The 24,415-nt window shown below is 73.9% G+C and carries 21 protein-coding genes; 14 read left to right on the forward strand and 7 right to left on the reverse strand.

From position 1 onward, the window contains the following. Positions 1-145: 145 nt before the first annotated feature. Positions 146-1,273, reverse strand: a complete 1,128-nt coding sequence (locus tag AB0469_RS08335) for an aminoglycoside phosphotransferase family protein (RefSeq protein ID WP_366450537.1) — start codon at positions 1,271-1,273, stop codon at positions 146-148. 232 nt (positions 1,274-1,505) lie between these two features. Here AB0469_RS08335 and AB0469_RS08340 point away from each other — a divergent pair, with 232 nt between their 5' ends. Further along, positions 1,506-3,002 carry a hypothetical protein gene (locus AB0469_RS08340; RefSeq protein ID WP_042812970.1) on the forward strand — a complete coding sequence of 499 codons (1,497 nt, stop codon included), beginning with the start codon at positions 1,506-1,508 and terminating at the stop codon, positions 3,000-3,002. A 105-nt stretch (positions 3,003-3,107) separates the two neighbouring features. On the opposite strand, the gene AB0469_RS08345 is transcribed toward AB0469_RS08340, so the two are convergent. After that, on the reverse strand, positions 3,108-4,532 hold the full coding sequence (locus AB0469_RS08345; RefSeq protein WP_366450538.1) for a SpoIIE family protein phosphatase: 1,425 nt from the start codon (positions 4,530-4,532) through the stop codon (positions 3,108-3,110). Positions 4,533-4,799: 267 nt separating this feature from the next. Then, a complete protein-coding gene (locus tag AB0469_RS08350; RefSeq protein ID WP_366450539.1) occupies positions 4,800-5,048 on the reverse strand; it encodes an SCO4226 family nickel-binding protein in 249 nt (82 codons plus the stop codon). Positions 5,049-5,342: 294 nt separating this feature from the next. Between AB0469_RS08350 and AB0469_RS08355 the strand changes: the two genes are divergently transcribed. The 3 genes from AB0469_RS08355 (at position 5,343) to AB0469_RS08365 (ending at position 10,136) form a co-directional block, all read left to right on the forward strand. Beyond that, complete coding sequence (locus AB0469_RS08355; protein ID WP_366450540.1) at positions 5,343-7,589, forward strand: molybdopterin cofactor-binding domain-containing protein; 2,247 nt, start codon at positions 5,343-5,345, stop codon at positions 7,587-7,589. Positions 7,590-7,607: 18 nt separating this feature from the next. Beyond that, entirely contained in the window at positions 7,608-8,084 is a 477-nt protein-coding gene (locus AB0469_RS08360; RefSeq protein ID WP_366450541.1) for a (2Fe-2S)-binding protein, read from the forward strand. Positions 8,085-8,186: 102 nt separating this feature from the next. Then, the gene (locus tag AB0469_RS08365; protein WP_366450542.1) at positions 8,187-10,136 is read left to right on the forward strand and encodes an APC family permease; all 1,950 of its coding nucleotides are present in this window, start codon (positions 8,187-8,189) and stop codon (positions 10,134-10,136) included. On the opposite strand, the gene AB0469_RS08370 is transcribed toward AB0469_RS08365, so the two are convergent. Beyond that, complete coding sequence (locus AB0469_RS08370) at positions 10,045-11,295, reverse strand: helix-turn-helix domain-containing protein (RefSeq protein ID WP_366450543.1); 1,251 nt, start codon at positions 11,293-11,295, stop codon at positions 10,045-10,047. The genes AB0469_RS08365 and AB0469_RS08370 overlap by 92 nt on opposite strands. A 129-nt stretch (positions 11,296-11,424) precedes the next feature. On the opposite strand from AB0469_RS08370, the gene AB0469_RS08375 reads away from it, so the two are divergent. The 7 genes from AB0469_RS08375 to AB0469_RS08405 all read left to right on the forward strand — a co-directional run bounded on the left by AB0469_RS08375 (position 11,425) and on the right by AB0469_RS08405 (position 18,762). Beyond that, positions 11,425-11,988 carry a TetR family transcriptional regulator gene (locus AB0469_RS08375; RefSeq protein ID WP_366450544.1) on the forward strand — a complete coding sequence of 188 codons (564 nt, stop codon included), beginning with the start codon at positions 11,425-11,427 and terminating at the stop codon, positions 11,986-11,988. 255 nt (positions 11,989-12,243) lie between these two features. After that, a complete protein-coding gene (locus AB0469_RS08380; RefSeq protein ID WP_366450545.1) occupies positions 12,244-12,654 on the forward strand; it encodes a hypothetical protein in 411 nt (136 codons plus the stop codon). Beyond that, on the forward strand, positions 12,651-13,436 hold the full coding sequence (locus AB0469_RS08385; protein WP_366450546.1) for a transcriptional regulator: 786 nt from the start codon (positions 12,651-12,653) through the stop codon (positions 13,434-13,436). The genes AB0469_RS08380 and AB0469_RS08385 overlap by 4 nt, the downstream gene beginning before the upstream one ends. An 83-nt stretch (positions 13,437-13,519) precedes the next feature. Continuing rightward, on the forward strand, positions 13,520-13,954 hold the full coding sequence (locus AB0469_RS08390; RefSeq protein ID WP_042818700.1) for a roadblock/LC7 domain-containing protein: 435 nt from the start codon (positions 13,520-13,522) through the stop codon (positions 13,952-13,954). Between the two features lie 48 nt (positions 13,955-14,002). Beyond that, positions 14,003-14,377, forward strand: a complete 375-nt coding sequence (locus AB0469_RS08395; protein WP_042818690.1) for a hypothetical protein — start codon at positions 14,003-14,005, stop codon at positions 14,375-14,377. Between the two features lie 197 nt (positions 14,378-14,574). Then, positions 14,575-18,141, forward strand: coding sequence for a bifunctional glycosyltransferase family 2 protein/CDP-glycerol:glycerophosphate glycerophosphotransferase (locus tag AB0469_RS08400; protein ID WP_366450547.1), 3,567 nt, complete (start codon positions 14,575-14,577; stop codon positions 18,139-18,141). Positions 18,142-18,270: 129 nt separating this feature from the next. Continuing rightward, a complete protein-coding gene (locus tag AB0469_RS08405; protein WP_366450548.1) occupies positions 18,271-18,762 on the forward strand; it encodes a VOC family protein in 492 nt (163 codons plus the stop codon). Here the strand turns inward: AB0469_RS08405 and AB0469_RS08410 are convergent. Next, positions 18,759-19,481 carry a Sir2 family NAD-dependent protein deacetylase gene (locus AB0469_RS08410; protein ID WP_366450549.1) on the reverse strand — a complete coding sequence of 241 codons (723 nt, stop codon included), beginning with the start codon at positions 19,479-19,481 and terminating at the stop codon, positions 18,759-18,761. The two genes, AB0469_RS08405 and AB0469_RS08410, sit on opposite strands and share 4 nt — an antisense overlap. Positions 19,482-19,662: 181 nt before the next feature. On the opposite strand from AB0469_RS08410, the gene AB0469_RS08415 reads away from it, so the two are divergent. Together AB0469_RS08415 and AB0469_RS08420 are read left to right on the forward strand one after the other, a co-directional pair. Further along, positions 19,663-20,145, forward strand: a complete 483-nt coding sequence (locus tag AB0469_RS08415) for a hypothetical protein (protein WP_366450550.1) — start codon at positions 19,663-19,665, stop codon at positions 20,143-20,145. Between the two features lie 22 nt (positions 20,146-20,167). Beyond that, positions 20,168-21,010: a GNAT family N-acetyltransferase gene (locus AB0469_RS08420; RefSeq protein ID WP_366450551.1), complete on the forward strand. Its 843-nt coding sequence runs from the start codon at positions 20,168-20,170 to the stop codon at positions 21,008-21,010. A gap of 81 nt (positions 21,011-21,091) precedes the next feature. Here the strand turns inward: AB0469_RS08420 and AB0469_RS08425 are convergent, their stop codons facing one another. After that, positions 21,092-21,493: a subtilase-type protease inhibitor gene (locus tag AB0469_RS08425; protein ID WP_366450552.1), complete on the reverse strand. Its 402-nt coding sequence runs from the start codon at positions 21,491-21,493 to the stop codon at positions 21,092-21,094. 312 nt (positions 21,494-21,805) lie between these two features. After that, positions 21,806-22,276, reverse strand: a complete 471-nt coding sequence (locus AB0469_RS08430; RefSeq protein ID WP_366450553.1) for a Crp/Fnr family transcriptional regulator — start codon at positions 22,274-22,276, stop codon at positions 21,806-21,808. A gap of 180 nt (positions 22,277-22,456) precedes the next feature. On the opposite strand from AB0469_RS08430, the gene AB0469_RS08435 reads away from it, so the two are divergent. Then, complete coding sequence (locus AB0469_RS08435; protein ID WP_366450554.1) at positions 22,457-24,382, forward strand: cellulase family glycosylhydrolase; 1,926 nt, start codon at positions 22,457-22,459, stop codon at positions 24,380-24,382. Positions 24,383-24,415: the final 33 nt, after the last annotated feature.

The raw sequence follows: 24,415 nt of genomic DNA on the forward strand, positions 1-24,415 counted from the left end.
ATGCTGAGTCAGAAAAGGTGTTCGGGGGATCATGTGATGTCAAGGCACGCGCACCCGGGCGATCCGCCCCGGACAGGCCGAATCCCGTGGTCCCCCCACCAGGTGGAGGGGCCACGGGATTCCGGCCGAAGGGGCGCGCGCGGGGTCAGCGGGTGCCGACCGCCGCCCGGACCGCTCTGCGGGCCATGCCCGCGTCGTCGTGGAGGCGGCGCAGCAGCAGGCGCTGCTCCTCCCCCGAGGACAGGGCCCCCGCGGGCAGCGGCCGGCTCGCCGGGGACGCCAGCATCGACCGCTGCACGGCCGTCTCGCACATCCGGATCTCCCTGGTCAGCACCAGCATCAGGTTCACCAGGAAGGCGTCCCGGGAGGCCGCGCCCGCCGACTGCGCGAGCCGGCTGATCTGGCTGCGCGCCGCGGGGGCGTCGCCCAGCACCGCCCACAGCGTGGCCAGGTCGTAGCCCGGCAAGTACCAGCCCGCGTGCTCCCAGTCCAGCATCACCGGCCCGGCCGGGGACAGGAGCAGGTTCGACAGCAGCGCGTCACCGTGGTTGAACTGCCACGGGATCCCCGCCGGCCGCAGCCCGTGCAGCAGCTTCTGCAGGTCGCCGAAGTCCCGGTCGGTCAGCAGCCCCAGGTCGTGGTCGCGCGAGATCCGCCGCGCGTAGTCCACCGGGTGCCCGAACAGGTCGGCCGACGGACGCCACTGGTTGACCCGGCACACCGCGCCCAGCGCCGCCCGTACGTCGGCCCTCGGAGGTGCCTCCACCGGGTGCCGCTGGAGGGCGGCGACCCGGCCGGCCATCCGCTCGACGACCAGGACGCAGTTCTCCGGGTCGGCGGCGATCAGGCGGGGCACCCGGACCGGCGGGCGGTGCCGGACGAAGGTCCGGTACGTCGCTATTTCGTGCCGGTACCGCTCGCGCCACTCGGGCGAGTGGTCCAGTAAAACCTTCGCGACCGCGGTCATCCGTCCTGTCGTCCCGACCAGGAGGACCGACCGGCCGCTGCGCCGCAGCACCTGGACCGGAGCGAACTCGGGACAGATCCGCTGCACCGACGCGAGCGCGGCGCGCAGCTGCGCGCCCTGCGGCCCGGACAGGTCGATTCTTCCGCTGAGCGGCTGCGATCCGGCCGCCGGCAGCCGCCGCGCCCGCACGGCGCCCTGCGCCGGGACCGGCTGGCGGCCGGTTTCGAGGGGGATGCCGCCGCCCCCCGCCTGAAGGGTGCGGTGGGGGCGGACCGGGGCGGACACGGAGGACGTGGCTGCGTACATGGCGTTTACGGTTCCCTTCGTGCGCCGACGAGTTGCGTACGCCGCCCCGCCGGATCCCGTACTTCACCCTGGGGAGCTCCGCCGGTGAACCGGGTCGGGGAGGCGCATTCCTACCTGACACCCGGCGGCAGGTGGCGAACCACGGGGCGTGCCCTGGCGAACCCTGGCGAATAGTCCACGGGGAACTGACAGGGGGTTACTGTCAACTCAGCCGAGAACCTGGGGGCTTGACGTGAGCAAGGGTCCAAACACCCGTCTGAACGACCTGTTCGGCCTGGCCGGCTGGTCGAAGGGCGAACTCGCGAGGATGGTCAACCGGCAGGCGGCCGCGATGGGCCACCACCAACTGGCCACCGACACCTCGCGGGTGAGGCGCTGGATCGACATGGGGGAGACCCCGCGCGAGCCGGTGCCCACGGTACTGGCAGCACTGTTCACCGAGCGGCTCGGTCGTGTCGTGACCATCGAGGACCTCGGGTTCGTACGGCAGCGGCGCACCACCAGACGGCAGCCCGACGGGGCGAAGGAGAACCCCGACGGCGTGCCCTGGGCGCCCGAACGCACGGCCGCGGTCCTCACCGAATTCACGGGAATGGACCTCATGCTCAACCGTCGCGGCCTGATGGGCGCGGGAGCCGCGCTCACCGCCGGCTCAGCCCTCAGCAACGCCATGTACGACTGGCTGCAAGGCGATCCCGCCACCGCCAAGGACCCGCAGCGCTTCGGCGACCCCTACCAGGCCGACCCGGCGGGCTACGACCGCTACGAGGCCGCCCCGATCGGCTCTCAGGAGATCGAGGCCCTGGAGCGCTCGGTCGAGGTCTTCCGGGCCTGGGACGCCTCCAGAGGCGGCGGCCTCCAGCGCAAGGCCGTCGTCGGCCAGCTGAACGAGGTCGGCGGTATGCTCGCCTACCACCACCCCGACCACCTCCAGCGCAGGCTGTGGGGGGTGGCGGCCAACCTGGCGGTCCTGGCGGGCTGGATGTCGCACGACGTCGGCCTGGAACCCACCGCGCAGAAGTACTTCGTCATCGCCGCGCACGCGGCCCGCGAGGGCGGCGACCGCCCGCGCGCCGGCGAGGCGCTGTCGCGGGCCGCCCGGCAGATGGTCCACCTGGGCAAGCCCAACGAGGCCCTGGACCTGATGAAGCTGGCCCAGGCGGGCTCCGGGGACCAGACCCTGCCGCGCACCCGGGCCATGCTGCACACCATCGAGGCCTGGGCCCAGGCCGCCATGGGCAAGGGCCAGGCCATGCGCCGCACGCTGGGCGAGGCCGAGGACCTGTTCGTGTCCGACAAGGGCGACGTGCCGCCGCCGTCGTGGATGCAGCACTTCGACGAGGCCGACCTGCACGGGATGCAGGCCCTGGCCTACCGCACGCTCGCCGACCACGACGCCTCGGCGGCGCCGGTCGCCGCACGGCACGCGCGCGAGGCGCTGCGGCTGCGCGGCGACGGCTACCAGCGCTCGCAGATCTTCGATTACATCTCCATGGCCTCCGCCTGCTTCATCGCGGACGAGCCCGAACAGGCCGACCGCTACGCCCGCCTGGCCCTGGTCTCGATGAACGAGACCTCCTCCCACCGGACGTGGGACCGCCTGCGCGAGATGTACCGGCTCACCGGGCAGTACGCCGGGTACGCGCGCATCGAGGACCTGCGCGAGGAGATCGAGCAGGTGCTCCCCGACGGCCCCGCCCCGCGCGCCGCGCGCGGAACCGGCGTCTAGGGGGCCGGTGTCGCGGAGCGTGTCGACGGACGCGGACGGGAATAGACGACGAACGGGGCCGCGCCTCGGGCGCGGCCCCTCGGAACCGATCGGGTGCGGCGTCGGTCAGCCGCCGATACGGGCCACCAGCACGCAGGCGTCGTCCTCACGCCGGCCCTCACCGAACTCCTGCGTCACCAATCGCACGCAGTCCCGCGCCGACCGCGCGGCCGAGAACCGCGGCGCCAGCGCGAGCAGCCGCTCGGTCCCGTCCGCCCGGCTGAACCCGACGCCGCGCGGGGTCAGTCCGTCGGTGTGCAGGACGAGCACGTCACCCGGTTCGAGCAGCTCCTCGGCCTGCCCGTAGACGGCCCCCGAGGTGGCCCCCAGCAGCACCCCCTCCGGCGGCTGGAGCGCGCGTCCCTGGCCGCGGCGGAAGAGCAGGGGCGCGGGGTGTCCGGCCTGCGCCCAGGACAGCAGCCGGCGGTCGGGGTCGTAGCGGCAGCAGACGGCCGAGCCGAGGGCCGGCTGCGCGGAGGTCTCCAGCAGCTGGTTGAGCCAGCCCATCAGCGGGCCCGGCTCGATGCCGGCCATGGCCATCCCGCGCAGGGCGCCCAGCAGCATGGCCATGCCGGAGGTGGCGCTCACCCCGTGCCCGGTCAGGTCACCGACCGTCAGCAGCGAGCGCCCGTCGCCCAGTTCGAGCGCGTCGTACCAGTCGCCGCCGATCAGCGTGCTGGTCGCGGAGGGCAGGTAGTGCGCGGCCACGTCCATCGCGCCGGCGTTGTCGTGCGGGAACCGCAGGGAGCCGCGCCACGGGGGGAGCACGGCTTCCTGCAGCTCGACCGCCAGCCGGTGCTCGGTCTGCGCGATCTCCCGCTGGCGCAGGAGCGAGTCACGGGACTCGCGCTCCGCCCGCTGGCTCCGGCGCAGTTCGCTGACGTCCCGCAGCAGGGCCCACATCGAGGCCGTGCAGCCGTCGGCGTCGAGGACCGGCTCGCCCCTCATGTGCAGCGTCCGGACGCGGCCGTCGGTCCGGACGATGCGGAACTCGCCGTCTATCGGCTTGCCGTCGACCAGGCAGTCGGTGACCATCGCGGTCAGCAGCGGCTGGTCCTCGGAGAACAGGGTGGATCCCAGCTCGTCGAGGGGGAGCGCGCCCGCCTCCGGGGAGCGGCCGAAGATCTGGAACAGCTCGTCGGACCAGGTGACCTCGTCCGTCAGCAGGTTCCACTCGGCGCTGCCGACGCGGGTCTGGCGGTCCTCGGGCGCGGCCTCCGGGGGGACCGCGGGGAGCCCGGTGTCCTCGGGGGTGGGCGGCAGGCCCTCCTTGAGCTGGCCCAGGTGCTGGCCCAGGTCGTCGAGGTGGTGCACCGCGAGGTCGCACAGGGCGCGCTGCCAGCGGCCCTGGGCGTCGTCGTCGTCCACGACGGTGTCGCGGCGGACCGCGTCCACCTCCCCGCGCAGCCGGCGGGTCTGCGAGATCAGCGCGTCCACGGATCCCGGCTCGGGCGGCTGCGCGGAACGGTCCGCGTACAGGTGGGACGGCATGAGCACTCCGATACAGGCGCGGCGATACGGGCTCGGCACGGCCAGGTCTGAAAGAAGGACCGCTCACGACTGTGGCACAGCGGGAGACGGCCTGTAAGGCGTTTGGCAACATCCGTAACGTTCTTGCATACGGCATATGCCGAAGGCCTCCCGGCCGTCTCCCGTCCGTGCGAACATTTCCGGTCGGCCGTGGCGGCCGCTCCCGCGGCGGCCCCGCCGCCCCGCCCGTTCCGTTCCCGGGCGCCGCGCGTGCTGCGGTGCCGGCCGTCAGACGCTCAGGGGCACCGGGTGGATCTCGTCGGCCGGGTGTCCCGCCCGCTCGTGGACCTTCTGGACCGCCGCCGCCGAAGGCGCCTCGGACAGGCAGTAGACCTCGCCGGACGCGGGGTCGGCCCAGGCGCGCTGGAACGTGACCTTCTCCTCCGACTGGATCGCGAGGTCCGCCCGGTGGGCTTCCATCAACTGGTCCGCGGTAATGCCCTTCATGCCGTGGTGGACATCCATGAACTGGCCCATCTCCGCACACCTCCTCGTGCATGGCAAACGCGTACGGATCTGTTTCCATCGTCCGCCCGCGGCCGGAAATCGGCCTTCCGGGCGGGGCGGCTCGATCGTACGGGCGAGGCGTGCGAGGCCCCGGGTCCGGTGCGGCCACCCGGACGGCGGGGCGGGTGCCCCACCCGAACGGAGGACCCCGTCCGTCACTTCCGCTTCCCAGCCCACCCGGTGATCGCTACCCTACGTGTCGGTAACGAGCCGGGGCGGTCCGCTGGACGAGGGCGGGCCGGGGGAGGGCGGGGACAGGTCCAGATGGCCGAAGAGAGCAGCACGCCGACGGGGCGGCACGCGGGCGGCGGCAGCCGCAGGTCCTTCCTGACCTACCTCGTCGCGGCCCCCACCCTGGCCCTCGTCACCCGCGCCGGGGCCGACGCCCTGGCCCCGCAGCCCGCGCACGCGGTGGTGCCGAGCCTGCCCGAGGTGGCCGACCTGGTCGACCTCGGGGACCTGTTCATCCTGGCCGGCGCCCCGACCTCCGCCCTGCTGGTGCTCGTCGTCCAGGAGGACGGCACCCTCCGCTTCCGGCTGCCCCGCGAGGAGGTCGGCCAGGGCCTCACGACCGCCGTGGCCATGCTCGTCGCGGAGGAACTCGACGCGCCGCTGGCCAGCGTCCGGGTGGAACTGGACGACGCCCGGCCCGAGCTGCTGTTCAACCAGCTCACCGGTTCCTCCAACTCCATCCGCTCCCTGTACGGGCCGGTCCGCCAGTGCGCCGCGACCGCCCGGGCCCGCCTCGTCGCGGCCGCCGCCGCCCGCTGGAACCTCCCCGCCGCGTCGCTGACCACGGCGAACGGCTCCGTACGGGCCCCGGACGGGCGCACCGCCGGCTACGGGAGCCTCGCCGCCGAGGCCGCCGCACCCGGCCTCGTCGTACTCGGCGCCACGCCGAAGCCGGCCGCCCGGCACTCCCTCGTCGGCACCCCGACCGGGCGCGTCGACGCCCGCGCCATGGTCACCGGCGCCCAGCGCTACACCCTCGACCTCGACGTGCCCGGCGCCAAGCCCTGCGTGGTGCGCCGCCCGCCCAGCCTCGGCGGTACCGTCCGCTCCGTGGCCAACCGCGCGGCCGTCCAGGCGATGCCGGGCGTCCTGCACGTGGTGACGGTCCCCACCGGGGTCGCCGTCGTCGCCGAGACGTTCGGGCAGGCCCTCGACGCCAAGGCGGCCCTCCAGGTCGACTGGGGACCCGGCCCCGCCGACCAGCTGTCGGACGAGCAGGTCCGGGCCAGGCTGCGCGCCGCCACCCCGCCCCCGCTGGTGCCGCCGCTGCTCACCCCGTACGTGGACGCCGAGTTCGACTTCGCCTTCGTCAGCCACGCCCCGATGGAGACCAACTCGGCCGTCGCCGACGTCCGCGACGACCGGGCCGAGATCTGGTCCGGCCTCAAGTCCCCCATCGTCGCCCGCGAGACCATCGCCGCGGACCTCGGACTCCCGCTGGACAAGGTGAAGGTGCACGTGGTCCAGGCCGGCGGCTCCTTCGGCCGGCGCCTGTTCTTCGACGCCGCCCTGGAGGCCGCCCGCGTCTCCCGGGCCTGCCGCCGCCCGGTCAAGCTCATGTGGACCCGCGTGGACGACACCCGCCACGGCCGGATGCGCCCCGCCACCCACCACCGGATCCGGGCCACCCACCTGCTCGGCGAGGTGCTCAGCTTCGAGCACCGGGTCGCCGCCGCCGAGACCGACTTCCGCCACGGACTCGGCGAGATCATCACCGCCACCGCCGCGAGCCTGCCCTCCGGCATCGGCAACGCCACCCTCGCCCAGACCCTGTTCCTCACCACGGTGAAGTCCCCGTACCACTTCGGGCTCACCACCCAGGCGCTGACCGAGGTGCCGACCGGCGTCCCCACCGGTTCCTGGCGCTCGGTCTACTCGGCCAACACCCGCGGCGCCGAGGAGATCATGGTCGACGAACTGGCCGCCGCCACGGGCAAGGACCCCTACCGCTTCCGGCGCACCTTCCTCAAGACCGACGCCCAGCGCGCCGTCCTCGACAGGGCGGCCACCGAGGGCCAGTGGGGGCGCGCCCTGCCGGCCGGCTGCGCACAGGGCATCGCCTTCCACGAGGAGTACAAGTCGCGCACCGCCTGCCTGGTGGAGATCGACGCCCGAGACCCGGAGCACGTCCGCGTCACCCGGGCGGTCATCGCCGTCGACGTGGGCCTGCCCGTCAACCCGCGCGGGCTGGAGGCCCAGATGATCGGCGGGCTCACCGACGCGATCTCCACCACCCTGCGCGCCGGGCTGCACCTGGACAGGGGGCTGCCGCTGGAGGGCAGCTACAGCCAGTTCCACTGGGCGAAGCAGCGCGACACCCCGCAGGACGTACGGGTCTTCGTGCTCCCGGCGACCGGCACCGAGCCGGGCGGCGCGGGGGAGCTCGGCGTGCCCGCCGCCGTGGGAGCCATCGCCAACGCCTGGGCCCGGGCGACCGGTTCCAAGCCGCGCAGCTTCCCCCTCGACTTCGACGTCGATTTCACCCCCTACCCGCGCTGACCACCGGAGTACCCCGCCGTGCCCTCGCACACCTTCACCGTCAACGGACGGAGCGTCACCGTCGACGCGCCCGACGACCTGCCCCTGCTGTGGGTGCTCCGCGACATGCTGGGGGTCACCGGCCCCAAGTACGGCTGCGGGGTGGACGTCTGCAAGGCCTGCACCAGCCACCTCGACGGGGTGGACGTCCGCCCCTGCGTGGTGCCGGTCTCGGCCTGCGCGGGCCGGCGCGTCACCACCATCGAGGGGCTCGCGGACGGCGACCGGCTGCACCCCGTCCAGGAGGCCTGGCTCGAACAGGACGTCGCCCAGTGCGGCTTCTGCCAGCCCGGCCAGATCATGGCCGCCGTGGCCCTGCTCCGCCGGACCGCCGAGCCCACGGACGAGGACATCGACGCCATCGCCAACATCTGCCGCTGCGGCACGTACTTCCGCATCCGCGAGGCCATCCACGGCGCGGCCGCCCGGATGCGGGAGCAGGGCACGCTTCCGTAGGGGCCGTCCGGGACCGCCCCTGGGCCGTACGGGCGACGCCGACCCGGCGGGGTACCGCGCGTGGACGCCCGAAATCCGCAGGACATTGATATCCATCGCGGAATGAGGCGAATCAATGCGAAACGGCTGCTGGTCGGTGAGCCCCTCGACACCGCGCGCCTGGGCGAGACGCTGCTCCCCAAACGGCTGGCCCTGCCCATCTTCTGCAGCGACCCGCTCTCCTCGGTGGCCTACGCCACCGAGGAGATCCTGCTGATCCTCGCCCTCGGCGGAGTCGCCCTCCTCCACCTCGCCTGGTACGCGGCCGCCGCCATCGTCTTCCTGATGGTGGTGGTCGTCGCCTCCTACCGGCAGACCTGCCACGCCTACCCCGGCGGCGGGGGCGCGTACGTCGTCAGCTCCGAGAACCTGGGCGCCACCGCCGCCCTCACGGCCGCCAGCGCCCTGCTCGTCGACTACGTGATGACCGTCGCGGTGTCGGTGGTCTCCGGGGTCGCCGCCATCACCTCGGCCATCCCCTCCCTCAGCGACCACCAAGTCGCCCTGTCCGTCGCCTTCGTGGTGCTGCTGACCGTCATGAACCTGCGCGGGGTGCGGGAGTCGGGGCGCGTCTTCGCCGTCCCCACCTACGGGTTCGTGCTCGTCATCTACGTCATGTTCGCCGTCGCCGCCGTCCGTCTGGGCACCGGCGCCACCATCCGCGCCGAGTCCGCCCACCTGCCGATCGAAGCGACCGGCACCTACACCGGCATCGCCGTCGTCTTCCTCGCCCTGCGCGCCTTCGCCTCCGGCTGCACCGCCCTCACCGGCGTCGAGGCCATCAGCAACGGCGTGCCCGCCTTCCGCAAGCCCAAGGCCAGGAACGCGGCGACCACCCTCGCCGCGATGGGCGCGCTGTCCGTGACCATGTTCGCCGGCATCACCGCCCTCGCCATGGTCTACCAGGTGCACGTCGCCGCCGACCCCACGGAACTCGGCCTGCCCCCGGGCACCCCGATGTCCACCGCCCTCGCCCAGATCGGCCGGGCCACCTTCGGGGACCGGCACCTCCTCTTCTACCTGCTCCAGGCCGCCACCGCCGGGGTGCTGGTCCTCGCCGCGAACACCGCCTTCAACGGCTTCCCGATGCTGGCCTCGATCCTCGCCAAGGACCACTACGCCCCGCGCCAGCTGTACAACCGGGGCGACCGGCTCGTCTACTCCAACGGCGTCGTCCTGCTCGCCCTCGCCGCCATCACCCTCATCGTCGCCTTCGACGCCGAGCTGACCCGCCTCATCCAGCTCTACATCATCGGCGTCTTCGTCTCCTTCACCCTCTCCCAGGCCGGCATGGTCCGGCACTGGCGGCGCGCGCTCGCCTCCCCCGACACCCCGCGCGCCGGGCGGGTCCACATCCACCGCAGGCTCGCCATCAACGCGGTGGGCGCGGCCATGACCGCCGTGGTCCTGGTCATCGTCCTGACCACCAAGTTCACGCACGGAGCCTGGCTGGTCGTGATCGCCATGCCCCTCCTCTTCCTCGGCATGAAGGGGGTCCGCCGCCACTACGACCGGGTGGCCGGACAGGTGGCCGTCGCCCCCGGCGAGCGGCCGCGCAAGCCGTCGCGCCACCACGTCGTCGTCCTCGTCGCCAACGTGCAGGCACCGACGCTCAAGGCCCTCGGCTACGCCCAGGGGCTGCGGCCCGACAGCCTCGGCGCACTCTCCGTGGCCGCCGACGAGCAGGAGGCGCGCGGGCTGCGCGAGGCCTGGGCCGATGTCGACCCGGGCATGCCGCTGAAGATCCTCCACTCGCCCTACCGCGAGGTGGTCGGCCCCGTGGTGGCCTACGTGGAGGAGGCCGCGGCCGCCGAGGGCACCGACATGCTCTCGGTGGTCATCCCCGAGTACGTCGTCGGGCACTGGTGGGAGCAGCCCCTGCACAACCAGAACGCGCTGCGGCTCAAGGCGCGGCTGCTGTTCACCCCGGGGATCGCGGTGATCGACGTGCCGTACCTGCTGGAGTCGGCCCGCCACCCGCAGCCCCGGGACCGGGAGGCGGCGCGGCCGTAGCGCGCTGGGCCACCGCCGCGTGGGCCAGCGCCAGTTCCACCACGTGCGCCGGGTCCGACAGGGCGCGGCCGGTGAGCTGCTCCAGCCGCCGCAGCCGGTTGGAGACGGTGTTGCGGTGGCAGTAGAGCCGCTGCGCGGCGTACGTGGTCGAGCCCTGGCAGGCCAGCCAGGTGCCCAGGGTGAGGAGCAGCACGCGTGCCTCCTGCGGCGGCAGCGCCAGCACCGGGCCCAGCACCACCTCCCGCAGCCGGGCCGCGAGTTCCGGGTCGGCCGCGACCAGCGCCGCCGGGATCCGCTCGTCGAGCAGGGCGACGCCGGCGCCGGACGGGGGCGGCCCGGCCCGCAGCGCGAGCGCCGCGAGCCGGCGGGCCCCCGCCAGCTCGCCCGGGGACCCGACCACCGGGCTGATCCCGGCGCGCACCGCGAGCGGGGCGAGCAGGGCGGCCAGGGCTTCCGGCGGGTGGTGGCCCAGCTCGGCGAGGCCGGTCTCCCCGTCGGCCCGGATCCGCCACAGCACCCGCGGGGCGTCCGGCCCCGCCCCGGTCACGCCGCCGGTGCCGCCCGGGCCCAGCACCACGACCGCGAAGCGGCCCCGTTCCGGCAGCCCCAGCCGTGCGGCGGCGGAGGCCGCCGACTCCGGTGTCCGCGCGGCCGCCGCGGAGTCGTCGAGCAGCGCGTCCAGCAGGGCCGCGCGCCGCTCGCGCTCCCGTTCCGCGCGCTCGGCCCCGGCCTGGTGGTACGCCTCCGACGCGGCGTCCGCCAGCTGGTCCAGTACGTCCCACAGCGCGCCCGCCCCGGCCAGCAGCCGGGGCAGCGCCGCCCGGTCGTGCGCCGCCACCGCCTCGGTCAGGCACTGCCACACCAGCCTCCCGACGTGCCGGTAGGCGCGCCGCAGGGAGGCGAGCGGCAGGCCCTGCCCGGCCCGCAGTGCGCCCGTGGCCCGGGCGTCCGCCAGCTCCACCGGCTCCCCGCGGGAGGTGCGCACCAGGCCCTCGACCGCCTGGTGCAGGGTGTGGTGGATCCGCTCGCGCAGCTCGCCCCGGCCGAGCAGGGCGGCGTAGGCGGGGTCCTCGGTCAGGGTCCGGTCGGTGAGCCGGTCGGCCGCGACGGCGATCCGGCGGTCCAGGTCCTCGCGTATCTCCTCGATGATCCGCTCCATGACGGGCAGGGTGACACGGGGGAGGGGGCGGTGGGGAGGGCCCGGAGCGGGCGGGTCCGCTAGCGTGGTGTGAGCACTGCACCCGCAGTGCTCACACGCGGCCCGCCGCCCGACCCCAGGGGAACCGCCATGCGCCAGAATCCGGAACGCCGGGCCGCGCTGCTCGACGCAGCCATCGAGGTCCTGGCCCGCGAGGGCTCCCGGGGCCTGACCCTGCGCGCCGTGGACAAGGAGGCCGGGGTCCCGACCGGCACCTCCTCCAACTACTTCGCCCACCGCGGCCAGCTGCTGGCGCAGATCCTGCGCCGCACCCGCGAGCGCCTCACCCCGGACCCCGCCGAACTCGCGGGCCCGCTCGACACCGTGGAGCTGCTGCGCCGGCTCCTGGGCCGGCTGCGGCGCGAGCCCAGCGTGCAGATAGCGGTCCTGGAGCTCCGCCTGGAGGCCACGCGCCGCCCCGAACTCCGCGAGGAGCTGTCCGCGTTCCTGGCCGCCGAGCTGGAGGCGAACATCGCCGGGCACCTGGAGGCGGGACTGCCCGGGGACCGGCAGGGCGTGGAACTGCTCTACTTCGCGATGCAGGGCCTGATCGTGGACGACCTCACCGTGCCCGCGCTGCTCGACGCCCACCCCGTCGAGCCCCTCCTCGGGCTGATGGTGGAGCGCCTGCTTCCGGAGCGGCCCGAGGAGTGACCGGAGCGGCCGCGGGTATGACCCGGAGACGGGTGTTCGGGGCGGAGGTTCCCCTTCCGGTGCGTGTCACGGGCACGCGACGACACTCTTGATCAAAAACGAACGGGTTCCGGCCAAGCTGTCACGCGCGACCGCGCATGTTCCAGCGGAAAATGCCAGAACACCCTTCCACAGTGTGGAACTTGAGTAAGTTCCCTCCTGTCACGCCGTACGACGACCGTGCGCCCAGCACGTCCGGCCGGGAGGGGAGCCCGCGTGCCCGGGATCGACGAATGCCTGCTCGAAGCCATGGCCCTGCCGGGTGCGCGGGGGGCCGCGCTGGTCGACTGGAGCAGCGGACTGGCCCTGGGCACCGTCGGGGAGTCCCCCGTCGGCGACCACGAGACCACCGCCGCCGAGACCGCCGAACTGGCCCGGGCGGCCGCCGAGTACGAGTCCTTCGCCCAGCCCGCCGCCGTGGCGCTCCCGGCGGGGGCGGGACCCGCGGGCCCGCCCGTCGAGGACCTGATCGTCACCACCCGGACCGGCTACCACGTGCTCCGTTTCGTCGAGACCAGCTTCGACAGCAGCGTCTTCCTCCACCTGTGGCTCGACCGGGCCGAGGGCAACCTCGCGCTGGCCCGGCTCAGACTCCGCAGCCTCGCCGAAGGGCTGGTGCTCCGGTGACCGCCGCTCCCGTCCAGGGCCTCGCCGCCGTGTCGCCCCTGCTGACCCGGCTCGCCGCCGAGCGGGCCACCGGCGCCCTGCTGCGCGACCGCGGCACCCTCTTCCTCGAGGACGGCCGCATCGTACACGCCGAGAGCCCCTCCACCCCGGGGCTGGACGTCCTGCTCACCACCGGCGGCGGCCTGGCCCCCGAACGCTGGAACGAGGCCGTCAGCGAGGCCGGGGCCACCCGCCAGGTCGCGCGGTTCCTCGTGGACAGCGGGGGCCTGGCCGACGGGGAGCTGGAGATCTGCCACATAGCCGCGATATTCGACGCCGCCTTCTTCGCCCTCTCCCCGGGCAGCGGCCCCTCCCGGTTCCGCCGCGGCGCCACCCACTGGATCGGCTCCGTCCGCTCGGTCCCCGCGGCCGCCGTGGAGCGCGAGACCCGCCGCCGCCGCGAGCTGCTCGACGCGGTCTGGCCGTACCCGCGGCTCGACACCGCCCCGGTCGTGCCCCGGCCGGCCGCGCCCGGGCAGATCGTCACCGCCCGCCAGCGCGCCCTCCTGGCGCAGGCGGACGGCGTACGGACCCCCGCCGACCTGGCCTGGGTGCTCGGCCGGCCCGCCTTCCACACCCTGCTCGACGTCCGAAGACTCGCGGCGGCCGGACTCGTCGAGACACCGCACACCCCGCCGGCGCCGCCGCCGGCCGCACCCCTGCCCGACTGGATGATCCAGGCCCAATCCCCGGACGTGGCGCTGCTCCGCCGGTTACGCGACGCACTGGAGGCAAGCCTGTGAGGCTCCCGCTGCGACCGGTTCTGCGAGCCGACCGCTCCGAGCGGAGGCCGCCCGAAGGGAGGAAGGCCGACATGAACACCGTGATGGTGCCCGCCGAGGCCGAGGCCGAGATACTCGCCGAGCTCCGCCGGCTGCGGGCCCGGGTCCCCCAGCTGAGCGGGGCCCTCGCCGCGAGCGTCGACGGCCTGGTCCTGGCCCAGGACAGCGCCGCCACGGAGGTCGAGTCCGTCGCCGCCCTGACCGCCGCCGCCCTCGGGGTGGCCCAGCGGCTCAGCGACTGCACCGGCCAGGGCGGCTTCCGCGAGCTGCTCGTGCGCGGCGAGCACGGCTACATCGCCACGTACGCCGCCGGAGAGGCGGCCGTCCTCACCCTGATCGCCGAGCCGCGCGTCAACGTCGGCCGCCTCCACCTGGAGGCCCGCCGCTCCAGCGTCCGGATCACCGAGCTCATAGAGCACAGCCTGGGGCGCCGCTCCGGTCCCGCGGCGCCGCCGCCGGACGGGTCCGACCGTCCCTGACGGAAACGACAGATCAAGCCCAGCGCAAACGACTGCAAAGGAAGACTCATGGCCAACGTGGAAACCGCCCTCAAGGAAGCCCACAGCAGCATCGAGGGCGCGATCGGCGCCGCGCTCGTCGACTACGGCAGCGGGATGGCGCTCGGCCACATCGGCGGCGGCAAGGACCTGGACCTCACGGTCGCCGCGGCCGGGAACACCGACGTGGTCCGGGCCAAGGTCCGCACCATGGAGATGCTCGGCCTCAAGGACGAGATCGAGGACATCCTGATCACTCTCGGTGGCCAGTACCACCTGATCAGGCTGATGAAGGGACGCAACAGCGAGGGCTTCTTCCTCTACCTCGCACTCGATCGGGGCCGGGCGAATCTGGCCATGGCACGCCATCAGCTGAAGAAGATCGAGGAGAGTCTGGAGGTCTGACGGTCCTCACGGCGGCCCCGAGGGGGCTCGCGACGGCGCGGTGGCGGGCGGCTGAATTCTTTGCCGTCCGCCCCGGCGGACCGAGCGATATGTCCGAGATGGGTCAGCTTTATCATCCCGTTACCGAGTAAGATGCTGTAATTGGCTGATCATCAACCCGGTCGACAAAGATAAATACGCTGGAGAACCCGTCACCCATGCCCCCGCGCCTGAGCATCGTCGTACCCGTGTTCAACGTCGAGCTCTATCTCGACGAGTGCCTCGAATCCCTAGCGGCTCAGACGTTCGACGACTTCGAGGTCGTCATCGTCGACGACGGGTCCACGGACAGCAGTGCGGTCCTCGCGAAGGCCTTCGCCGAGCGTGACAAGCGCTTCCGGGTGGTCCTCCAGGACAACGCCGGTCTCGGCGCCGCACGGAATGTAGGCTTCCGGCACGCCGCGCCGGGTACCGAGTACGTGGCGTTCGTCGACAGCGACGACACCATGCCGGCCGACGCCTACCAGAAGCTGATCGAGGCCCTCGACTCCACCGGCTCCGACTTCGCCGCCGGCAACGTCAAGCGCTTCCGCTCCGTCGGCGCGCAGCAGTCCTGGGGTCACCGCGTCGCGTTCGCGAACACCCGGCTGAAGACCCACATCTCCGCGTTCCCCGCGCTGGTCACCGACCGCACCGCCTGGAACAAGGTCTACCGGCGCGACTTCTGGGAGGAGCACGGGTTCCAGTACCCCGAGGGCATCCTCTACGAGGACGCCCCCGTCAGCATCCCCGCGCACTACTTCGCCAAGAGCGTCGACGTGATCAGCGACTGCGTCTACCACTGGCGCGTCCGCGAGACGGGCGAGCGCTCCATCACCCAGCGCTCCACCGACCCGGTCTCCGTCATCGACCGCGTCACCTCCGTACGCCTGGTCCGCGAGGCCCTGCTCGGCAAGACCGGCGAGAAGTACGCCCGCTACCTGCGGGACTACGACCACAACGTGCTGAGCGAGGAGCTCCCGCTCATCTACAAGTACGTCGCCGAGGGCGGGGACGACTTCCGCGCCGCCTTCGTCAAGGAGGTCGGCGGCCTCATCCGCGAGATCGGCACCGACCCCTGGACCGACCTCACGGTCGCCGACCGGCTCAAGGCGTACCTGGCCCGCGAGGGCCGCGTCGAGGAGTTCATCGCCCTCCTCCACCACCAGCGGGACTTCTCCTACAGCGTGCCGGTCAAGGGCCTGGCCCGCCCGCAGGCCGACTACCCGTTCCTCAAGGCCCCGGTCCCGCCGAAGCTGCTGACCCTCGGACCGCGCGAGCGCCGCGTCGTCAGCCGGCTGGAGCAGGCCGTCTGGAGCGACGGCAAGCTGCTGCTGCGCGGCTACGCCCTCCCGGGGCACATGGGGGCCGAGAGCCGTCTGGGCTCCCGCAAGATGCTCGTCTTCCGCGAGCAGGGCAAGCGCCGCCGCACCGTCGTACCCACCCGTACCGTGGCCTCCCCGATGGCCACCGTGCTCTCCCCGCACCTCGCCCTGCGGCACGCCGACTGGGCCGGCTTCACCGCCGTCGTCGAACCCACCGTCTTCCAGACGGGCGGCAAGTGGCGCGAGGGCATATGGACCACCTCCGTCGCCGTCACCGGCCCCGGAGGCCTGCACCGGGCCCGCCTCAAGGGCGGCGACCACGACAGCGGCATGAACCCGCCCGCCCACTGGGTCACCCCCGACGTCCGCATCCTGCCGACCGTCGCCGGCGCCCTCACCGTCCAGGTCGAGATCGTCCGCGCCCGCGTCCTGGACGTCCGCCCCTCGGGCGACGACGGCCTGGAGCTCACCGGAGAGCTGGCCGCCGGAGCCGGCGAGGGCGTCGTCCTGCGCGCCGAGCACACCGCCAGCGGCAGCGGCTTCGAGGTCCCGCTCACCCTGGGCACCGCCCCGGCGGGCGGCCGCGTCCCCTTCACCGCCGTCGTCCCCCTCGACGGGCTCGGCGCCATCGCGCCGGCCGTCCGGGAGCCCGGCGAGTGGAGCCCCCAGGTGTGGACCCTGACCGCGGTCCGCCCCGACGGCACCCGCCACCCGCTGGCCCACGACGAGCGCGGCGGCTTCACCGGCCTGGCCGCACTGCTGCCCGGCGACGACACGGACCTCGCCGTCTTCGCCAAGCGCGCCAAGAGCGGCCACCTCGTCCTCTCCGTCCAGCCCTCGCCGCCGCTCGTCGACGCCGTCTCCGCGGAGGCCGGCACGCTGACCCTGCGCGGCAGCTTCCACGCCCCCGCGGACCGTGCCGACGAGCCCTACGAGCTGGTCCTGCACGACCAGCACGGCACCGAGTTCAGCTACCCCGTCACCCGCGACGGGGACCGCTTCGAGGCCGCCTTCGAGCCCGTGCTCCCCGAGCCGTACGCCGGCCGCACCACCCTGCCGGAGGGCCGCTGGTGGCCCACCCTGCGCCCGGTGGGCCAGGGCGGCACCACCGCCGGCCTGCTCGGCGTCGACCGCGGCGCCCCCGTCCAGCTCGTCGGCCCCGCCCTGAACGCCGGACCCCACGCGGTCACCGTGCTGGGCCGCCGCATGCGCGTCGAGGCCCGCCACCACGACCGGATGGCCCTGGTCAGCGACCCGCTGCTGAGCCCGCACGACCGCTCCCGCTTCGCCCAGCGCGTCGCCCGCGACGTGACCTACCCCGAGCAGCGCCGGCTCCCGGTCAAGGACCTGGCCGTGTACGACACCTTCCGGGGCAGCGGCGCCGGCGACGCCCCCCGCGCCATCCACGAGGAGCTGCTGCGCCGGGGCGAGAAGCTGGAACACGTCTGGCTGGTCCGCGACGGCCGCGCCGAGGTCCCGCCGACCGCCCGCGCCGTCCAGTACGGCAGCCTGGAGGCCTGGGACGTCCTGGCCCGCGCCCGCTACTACGTCGTCAACGACAGCGTGCCGTCGACCTTCCGGCGCCGCCCCGGCCAGACGGTCGTCCAGACCTGGCACGGGACGCCGCTCAAGCAGATCGGCTACGACTTCGTCCACGACTACTACACCAGCCCCGAGGTCCTGGAGGGCCTGGCCCACGACAGCGCCCAGTGGACGCTGCTCGCCTCCCCGAGCTCGTACGCCACGCCCATCCTCAAGCGGGCCCTGGGCTACGAGGGCGAGGTCGTCGAGTCCGGCAGCCCGCGCACCGACGCCCTGGTGCGCCCGGACGCGGAGCGGATCGCGCAGGTCCGCCGGCGGCTCGGCCTGCCCGAGGGCAAGAAGGTCGTCCTCTACCTGCCGACCTGGCGCGAGAACCGCGAGGGCTGGAGCGGCGGCTACAAGCTCGACCTGCGGATCGACCTGGACGAGGCCCGCCGCGAGCTCGGCGAGGACCACGTCCTGCTCGTCCGCGGCCACCACCTGGTCACGGAGCAGGTCCGCGACGGCGTGCGCGACGGCTTCGTCGTGGACGTGTCCCGCTGGCCCGACACCACGGACCTGCTGCTCGTCGCCGACGTGTTGATCTCGGACTACTCGTCCGCGCTGTTCGACTTCGCGCTGACCGACAAGCCGATCCTGCTGTTCACGTACGACCTGGAGCACTACCGCGACACCCTGCGCGGCTTCACCTTCGACCTGGAGGAGAAGGCGCCCGGCCCGCTGCTGGGGGACTCCGCGAGCCTGATCGCGGCCGTCCGCGACGCCGACGCCGTCGGCGCCCGGTTCGCCCAGGCGCGGGCTGCGTTCCGCGCCGAGTTCTGCGACCTGGACGACGGCCGCGCCGCCGAGCGGGTGGTCGACCGCATGCTCCAGAAGTGACCGTGTAACCCGAACGGGTGAAAGTCACGGACCGGCCCCGCGCCCACCGATGAGTTTCGGGCGCGGGGCCGGTCTGTAGGGGAGGGACGGCCGCCCGGCCCCCTCACCCACCCCCCGGAGGCAGCAGCCATGACCAGCAACGGCTTCACCACGTGCCTGTGGTTCGACGGCGACGCGGAGGCCGCCGCCGACTACTACCTCTCCGTCTTCAAGGACGGCCGGATTCTGCGCACCGGCCGCTACACGGATGCGGGCCCCGGTCCGGCCGGCGAGGTGATGGTCGTCGAGTTCGAGATCAACGGACAGAGGTTCATCGGCCTCAACGGCGGCCCCCAGTTCCCCTTCACCGAGGCCATCTCCTTCCAGATCCACTGCGCCGACGAGCCCGAGGCGGACTACTACTACGAGGCGCTGACCGGCGGCGGGGGCCAGGAGTCGGCCTGCGGCTGGGTCAAGGACCGGTTCGGGGTCTCCTGGCAGGTCATCCCGCCCGGCGCCCTCGACCTGATCACCGACCCGGACCCGGGCCGGGCCGCCCGGGCCACCGCCGCGATGCTGAGGATGAAGAAGCTCGACGTGGCGGCCATGCGCCGCGCGGCCGACGGCGAGGACACCCCCTAGGCGAAGCGGGCCAGCAGGGCCGGGAGGGCGGTGCCGATCGGCTCGCGGACCAGCTCCTCGGCCAGGGAGTCGTACGGGGTCTCCTCCGCGTTGACGATGATCAGCCGCGCCCCGGCCTCGGCCGCCATCCCGGCGAGCGAGGCGGCGGGCTGCACCTGGAGGGTCGTCCCGACGGCGATGAACACCTGGCACCCCTTGGCCACGGCCACCGCCTGGGCGAGCACCTGCGGATCCAGCGGCTCCCCGAACATCACGGTCGCCGCCTTGAGGATCCCGCCGCAGGCCCGGCAGGCCGGATCGGGTTCCCCGGCGGCGACGCGGGCCAGCGCCCCGTCCATCGGCGAGCGGGCGTGGCAGCCGGTGCACACCACGGACCGGGCCGTCCCGTGCAGCTCGAACACCTTCCGCCCGGGCATCCCGGCCAGCTGGTGCAGCCCGTCCACGTTCTGGGTGATCACCCGCACCGGGGTGCCGCCGCGCTCCAGCCCGGCCACGGCCAGGTGGGCCGCGTTGGGCCGGGCCGCGAGCGCCGCGATCTCGGCGCGCATGAGCCAGGAGCGGCGGCGGATCTCCGGATCGGCCATGTAGTACTCGTACGTCACGAGCTTCTCGGCCTCCGGGTCGCGCCGCCAGAGCCCCTGCGGCCCCCGGTAGTCCGGGATCCCGGAATCGGTGGACATCCCGGCCCCGCTGAACACTGCGACAAGCTGCTTCCCCATGCGCCGACCCTAGGCGGAACCCGCCCCGGCCGGCGAACGAATTCCGCCGCCGCCCCGGCGATGCACCGGGGGCCGGTCGGCGCAAGCGGAGGGGCGTTCCTGCGGTGAATCTCCACGCCCACCGGAGTGAGAACGCGCCGCGCCCCGGCAGACCACCGGGGCCGCCGGTTACAAACCCGACATGACGCTCACCCCGCACCGCTCCGGCACCCTGCTGCTCGCCGCCGTGTCCGCCCTGATCCCCCTGGTCGCGTCGTCGGCACCGGCGGCCGCCCTCGCCGACCCCCACCCCGTCCGGCACCACCGGCACATCCGTGCCGACCCGCAGCCCCGCTGGTACCACAGGCACACCACGGAGGAGATCACCCGCTTCCTGCGGACCTTCTACGGCAGCCACGGCCCCTCGCAACAGGACCGGGTCCAGAGGGTCTCGCAGCTGCTCCGGGACAAACAGGCGCACGCGCCGGAGACCGACGTGCTGCTCTGCCACCCGGGCACGCCGCAGTCCGTCACCGTCGGCCAGGCCACGGCCATGCCGGCCGCGTTCGTCGGCTGGGCCACCGTCACCACCACCTGGGCCTCCGGGGCCACGGACACCTTCACCGCGTACGTCCGCACGGACTCGCGTCCGATCATGCTCGACGACGTGATCTGCGCGGGGTGATTTCCGGGGTAGAACACCCGGCATGACGCGATTCGAGATCACCGGCGCGAGCGCCGCCGACATGGAGATGCTGCGCACCTGGGCCGACGAGGAGGGCTGGAACCCGGGGGACGGCGACCGCTACGCCTTCGCGGTCGCCGACCCGGAGGGCTTCCTCGTCGGCCGGCTCGACGGGGAACCCGTCGCCTGCATCTCCGCCGTGCGCTACGGCGCCGGCTTCGGGTTCATCGGCTTCTACATCGCCCGACCCGACGTCCGCGGCCAGGGGTACGGCATCCGGCTGTGGCGGGCGGGGATGGAGCGGCTCGACGGGCGGCTCGTCGGGCTGGACGGCGTGGTCGAACAGCAGGACAACTACCGCAAGTCCGGGTTCCGCTCCGCCTGGACGAACATGCGCTACTCGGGCGTCCCGCGGTCCGGCGACGACTCCGGGGTGGAGATCGTGGACGCGGCCTCGCTGCCCTTCGCCCGGCTCGCCGCCTACGACCGCCGCTTCTTCCCGGAGGCCCGCGACGCCTTCCTCTCCGCCTGGACCGCCCTGCCCGGCCGGACCGCCCTCGCGGCGGTCCGCGACGGGCGCATCGAGGGCCTCGGCGTGATCCGCCCCTGCAGCTCCGCCTCCCGGATCGGCCCCCTGTACGCGGCCTCCCCGGAGGTGGCCGCCGCCCTGGTGCGGCGGCTCGCCGGGCACGCCCCCGACGGGGAGGTGGCGGTGGACGTGCCCGACGCGAATCCGGCCGCGGCCGCGGTGGCGGCCGGCCTGGGGCTGGCCCCGGCCTTCGAGACCGCCCGCATGTACACCGGCCCGGCGCCGGAGCTGGAGCTGGCCGGGCTGTACGGGGTCACCAGCCTCGAACTGGGCTGACGGGCAGGGCCCGCGGGGCCGGGCGGCGATCGGCGGCGCCGCCCGGCCGCTCCGCGGGCGACCCGCCCGCGCGCGGCGGCCTCAGATGCCGAAGAGCACGCCGGTGCTGCTGTGCAGCCCGCAGGGGTTGCCGAAGGTGTAGGTGTAGCTCATCCGGCGGCCCTGCCAGACGCCGTCGGCGGTGACCGTCACCGGGTTCCACTCCCGGGTGCAGGCCGTGTCGGGGCGCGGGGCGGCGAGTGCGTCCAGCGACCGCCCGTTCGCCTTGAGCTCCGCGCAGGCCGCGGCCGGCGACGGGTGCGTGCCGCCCGGGCGCGGGGCGCACACGAGGGTCACGGCGCGCAGCACCGTTCCGTCGGCGGCGTTCTGACCGGCCGTCACGCTGACCACGAGCGCGGACGGGGCGTACAGGCTCTGCGTTCCGGTCGGTGCCGCGTCGGCGGCTCCGGTCCCGGCCAGGGCGGTGAGGGCAGTGAGCGCCATTGCTCCGGAAGCCAGTCCCAGACTCCTGGTGATGGACCGCATTTCGAACACTCCTCGGGTCGGTGTTTCGGATAGCGGACGCGAGTCTTGCCCATCCGGAGCGGGAACGCCCGTTCGTACCGCTATTTCTCGTCACCGATCGTGAGCGCATGAGTGCACTCCGCAGCGGGCGCCGCCGCCGTGACCTGTGGGGGAGGCATTCCGGGAATCGGCCGAACACGCCCCCCGCACGGTGCCGGAGCGGGGTGCGGGGGGCGGGTGGCCGGGGTTCGGTCCGGGGGGCGGCGGCGGTCCCGGCGGCCGCCGCCGGGGTCAGCGGGTGGCCGTGGTGCGGGGGGCGTAGAGGTCGAGGAGCCGCGTGCGGGTCTGCTGGAGCCGCACCGCGAGGATCCGTGCGACCCAGTGGCCGACCGCAGAGCCGAAGGCCGGGTCGGCGTCCATGAGCATCCGGACGGCCGGCCCGTCGAACTCGTAGGCCCGTACGGGCGTCATCGCCTCGGCGCTCAGCTGCCAGGTGTACGGCGGGAACAGCCAGGACCAGCCGACGAGCTCCCCGGGTCCGAGGCTCTCGACGGAGACGGCGCCCCGGCGGCCGCCCGAGGGGAGCGGGACCTCCAGGGTCACCGTGCCCGAGCGCACGATCCAGAAGGCCTCCGCCCGGCCGCCCTCTTCGAAGATCCGCGCGCCCTCGGGGAAATTGACCTCACGTGCGTAGGACATCAGCCGGCCGCGGTGTTCGGCGGACAGTACGGCGGCGATCCGGATGGGGGAAGGTGTGCTCACGACGGCCTCCGTTCAGGACCCCCCGCAACCTTCTGCTCCCCCCAGTGTCGCCGACGGGGGCCGGATCGCCGCACACCACGGGGCACCGGGGTGCCCGAGTGCCTTCCCTCCGGTACGACCGGCCGGTAACTTGTGCGCCGCAGCCGCCCGGACGGGGCGGCCGGAACGGGTGGGAGCCAGATGAAAAGCCTTGTACGGGTGCTGTTGAGCGTGCTGCTCCTGGCGGGCGGAGGTATCCTGCCGGCCGCCGCCCCCGCCCTGGCCGCCGTACCGGCCGCGCCGCAGGCCCCGCAGTCCGCCGACCCCGCGCCGTGGACGCCCCCGCTGTCCACCCGGGGCCGGTACGTCGTCGACGCGCAGGGCAACCGCTTCCGGCTGCGCTCCGGCAACTGGGACGGCGCCCAGGGCTCCTGGAACGGCTCCGGCGACCGCAGCGACCCCGCCAACCACCACGCGGGCCAGGACTCCCACGGCATCCCCCTCGGCCTGGACCGGGTGGCGCTGCCCGCGCTGCTCGCCGACTTCCGCGCGCTCGGGCTGAACAGCATCCGGCTGCCCTTCTCCAACGAGATGCTCCACACCGCCGCCCCCGTCCCGGACGCGGCGGTCGCCGCCAACCCGGCGCTGCGCGGCCGCACCCCGCTCCAGGTCTACGACGCCGTCGTCGCCGCCCTCACCGACGCGGGCTTCGCCGTCATCCTCAACAACCACACCGGAACCACCCGCTGGTGCTGCGGGCTCGACGGCAACGAGCGCTGGAACAGCACGCGTTCCACCGCCCAGTGGGCCGACGACTGGGTCTTCCTGGCCCGCCGCTACCGCGACAACCCCCGCGTGGTCGGCGCCGACCTCTACAACGAGGTCCGCCGCGACACCTGGGACGACCCCAACTGGGGCCTGGGCGACGGACACGACTGGCAGGCCGCCTCACAGGAAGCCGCCGACCGGATCCTGACCGAGGCCAACCCGAACCTGCTCATCGTCGTCGAGGGCATCAACTGGACGGGCATCCCGGCCGACGGACTCCCGCACGGCCGCCCGGCCCTCACGCCCGTCCGCACCCTCTCCCACACCCTGGTCGTCTCGAACAAGCTGGTCTACTCGGCCCACTTCTACGGCTATACCGGCCCGCACCACAGCGGCGCGACGGGCCTCGGCGAGACCCATGACGCCCGCTACCAGGACATGAGCCGGGCCCAGCTCGAACAGACCCTCTACGACCAGGCCTTCTTCGTCTCCGCCGAGACGGGTGCGCACTTCACCGCGCCGGTGTGGATCAGCGAGTTCGGCATCGGCGCCGACGAGAACGCAGCCGCCCCGCGCGCCTGGTTCCAGAACATGACGGGCTACCTGGCCTCCTCCGACGCCGACTTCGCGTACTGGCCGCTCGTCGGCTGGAGCACCACCGCACAGGGCGCCCCCGGAGGCGACAGCTGGGCGATGCTGCGCTACGACGCCACCGGCCGGCGCAGCGGCGTCCTGGACCCCGCCGACTGGCGCACCGCCCCCTGGACCGCACTGACCGCCGCCGCCGGCCGCACCGGCCCGGTCCCCGCCACCCCCTCCTGGTACCAGCTCAGCACCGACCACCGGGACCACGACGCCTCGCTGCTCAGCAGGGCCGCCGGGGACTGGGACGCCGGCGCCCGCAAGGCCGTCTGCCCCGACGGCTCCCGCCTGGCGGGCCTGAGCCACACCGGCGGGCGCGGGCTGTGCTCCACCTCGGACCTGCGGGCACCGGGAGGCGCCCGGACGGTGGTCCGCGACGAGTCGTACGTCCCGCAGGGCGGCGACTGGGCCACCGGCTACACCAAGCTCCAGTGCCCGGCCGGGCAGTTCCTCATCGGGTACAGCCTGCGCGGCGACCGCGTCTCGGCCGCCCTGTGCGCCCCCTCCCGCCTCCCGCTCGCGGGCGCCGGCCGCACGGTCTGGTTCGACCGGGGCGACGACCGCCCGGCCGGGAACCCGGGCGCCGACTTCGCCTACGGCCACTACAAGGGCCAGTGCCTGCCCACCGAGTACGCGGCGGGCATCGCCTTCACCGGCCGAGCCGGGTTCCGCCCCTCCCCGGCGTCCCTGCTGTGCCGGGCGCTGCCCGCGGGCTGAGGCACCCGGGGCCCGGGGGAGGGGCGCGGACCT

This window comes from Streptomyces sp. NPDC093801 (assembly GCF_040701585.1).
Classification (GTDB): Bacteria; Actinomycetota; Actinomycetes; order Streptomycetales; family Streptomycetaceae; genus Streptomyces.

Bases quoted from the DNA above. Each gene is read 5' to 3' on its own strand.
- AB0469_RS08335 (WP_366450537.1), bottom strand. From the start codon at position 1,273: ATGTACGCAGCCACGTCCTCCGTGTCCGCCCCGGTCCGCCCCCACCGC.
- AB0469_RS08345 (WP_366450538.1), bottom strand. From the start codon at position 4,532: ATGCCGTCCCACCTGTACGCGGACCGTTCCGCGCAGCCGCCCGAGCCG.
- AB0469_RS08350 (WP_366450539.1), bottom strand. From the start codon at position 5,048: ATGGGCCAGTTCATGGATGTCCACCACGGCATGAAGGGCATTACCGCG.
- AB0469_RS08355 (WP_366450540.1), top strand. From the start codon at position 5,343: ATGGCCGAAGAGAGCAGCACGCCGACGGGGCGGCACGCGGGCGGCGGC.
- AB0469_RS08365 (WP_366450542.1), top strand. From the start codon at position 8,187: ATGAGGCGAATCAATGCGAAACGGCTGCTGGTCGGTGAGCCCCTCGAC.
- AB0469_RS08370 (WP_366450543.1), bottom strand. From the start codon at position 11,295: ATGGAGCGGATCATCGAGGAGATACGCGAGGACCTGGACCGCCGGATC.
- AB0469_RS08375 (WP_366450544.1), top strand. From the start codon at position 11,425: ATGCGCCAGAATCCGGAACGCCGGGCCGCGCTGCTCGACGCAGCCATC.
- AB0469_RS08390 (WP_042818700.1), top strand. From the start codon at position 13,520: ATGGTGCCCGCCGAGGCCGAGGCCGAGATACTCGCCGAGCTCCGCCGG.
- AB0469_RS08395 (WP_042818690.1), top strand. From the start codon at position 14,003: ATGGCCAACGTGGAAACCGCCCTCAAGGAAGCCCACAGCAGCATCGAG.
- AB0469_RS08400 (WP_366450547.1), top strand. From the start codon at position 14,575: ATGCCCCCGCGCCTGAGCATCGTCGTACCCGTGTTCAACGTCGAGCTC.
- AB0469_RS08405 (WP_366450548.1), top strand. From the start codon at position 18,271: ATGACCAGCAACGGCTTCACCACGTGCCTGTGGTTCGACGGCGACGCG.
- AB0469_RS08410 (WP_366450549.1), bottom strand. From the start codon at position 19,481: ATGGGGAAGCAGCTTGTCGCAGTGTTCAGCGGGGCCGGGATGTCCACC.
- AB0469_RS08415 (WP_366450550.1), top strand. From the start codon at position 19,663: ATGACGCTCACCCCGCACCGCTCCGGCACCCTGCTGCTCGCCGCCGTG.
- AB0469_RS08420 (WP_366450551.1), top strand. From the start codon at position 20,168: ATGACGCGATTCGAGATCACCGGCGCGAGCGCCGCCGACATGGAGATG.
- AB0469_RS08425 (WP_366450552.1), bottom strand. From the start codon at position 21,493: ATGGCGCTCACTGCCCTCACCGCCCTGGCCGGGACCGGAGCCGCCGAC.
- AB0469_RS08435 (WP_366450554.1), top strand. From the start codon at position 22,457: ATGAAAAGCCTTGTACGGGTGCTGTTGAGCGTGCTGCTCCTGGCGGGC.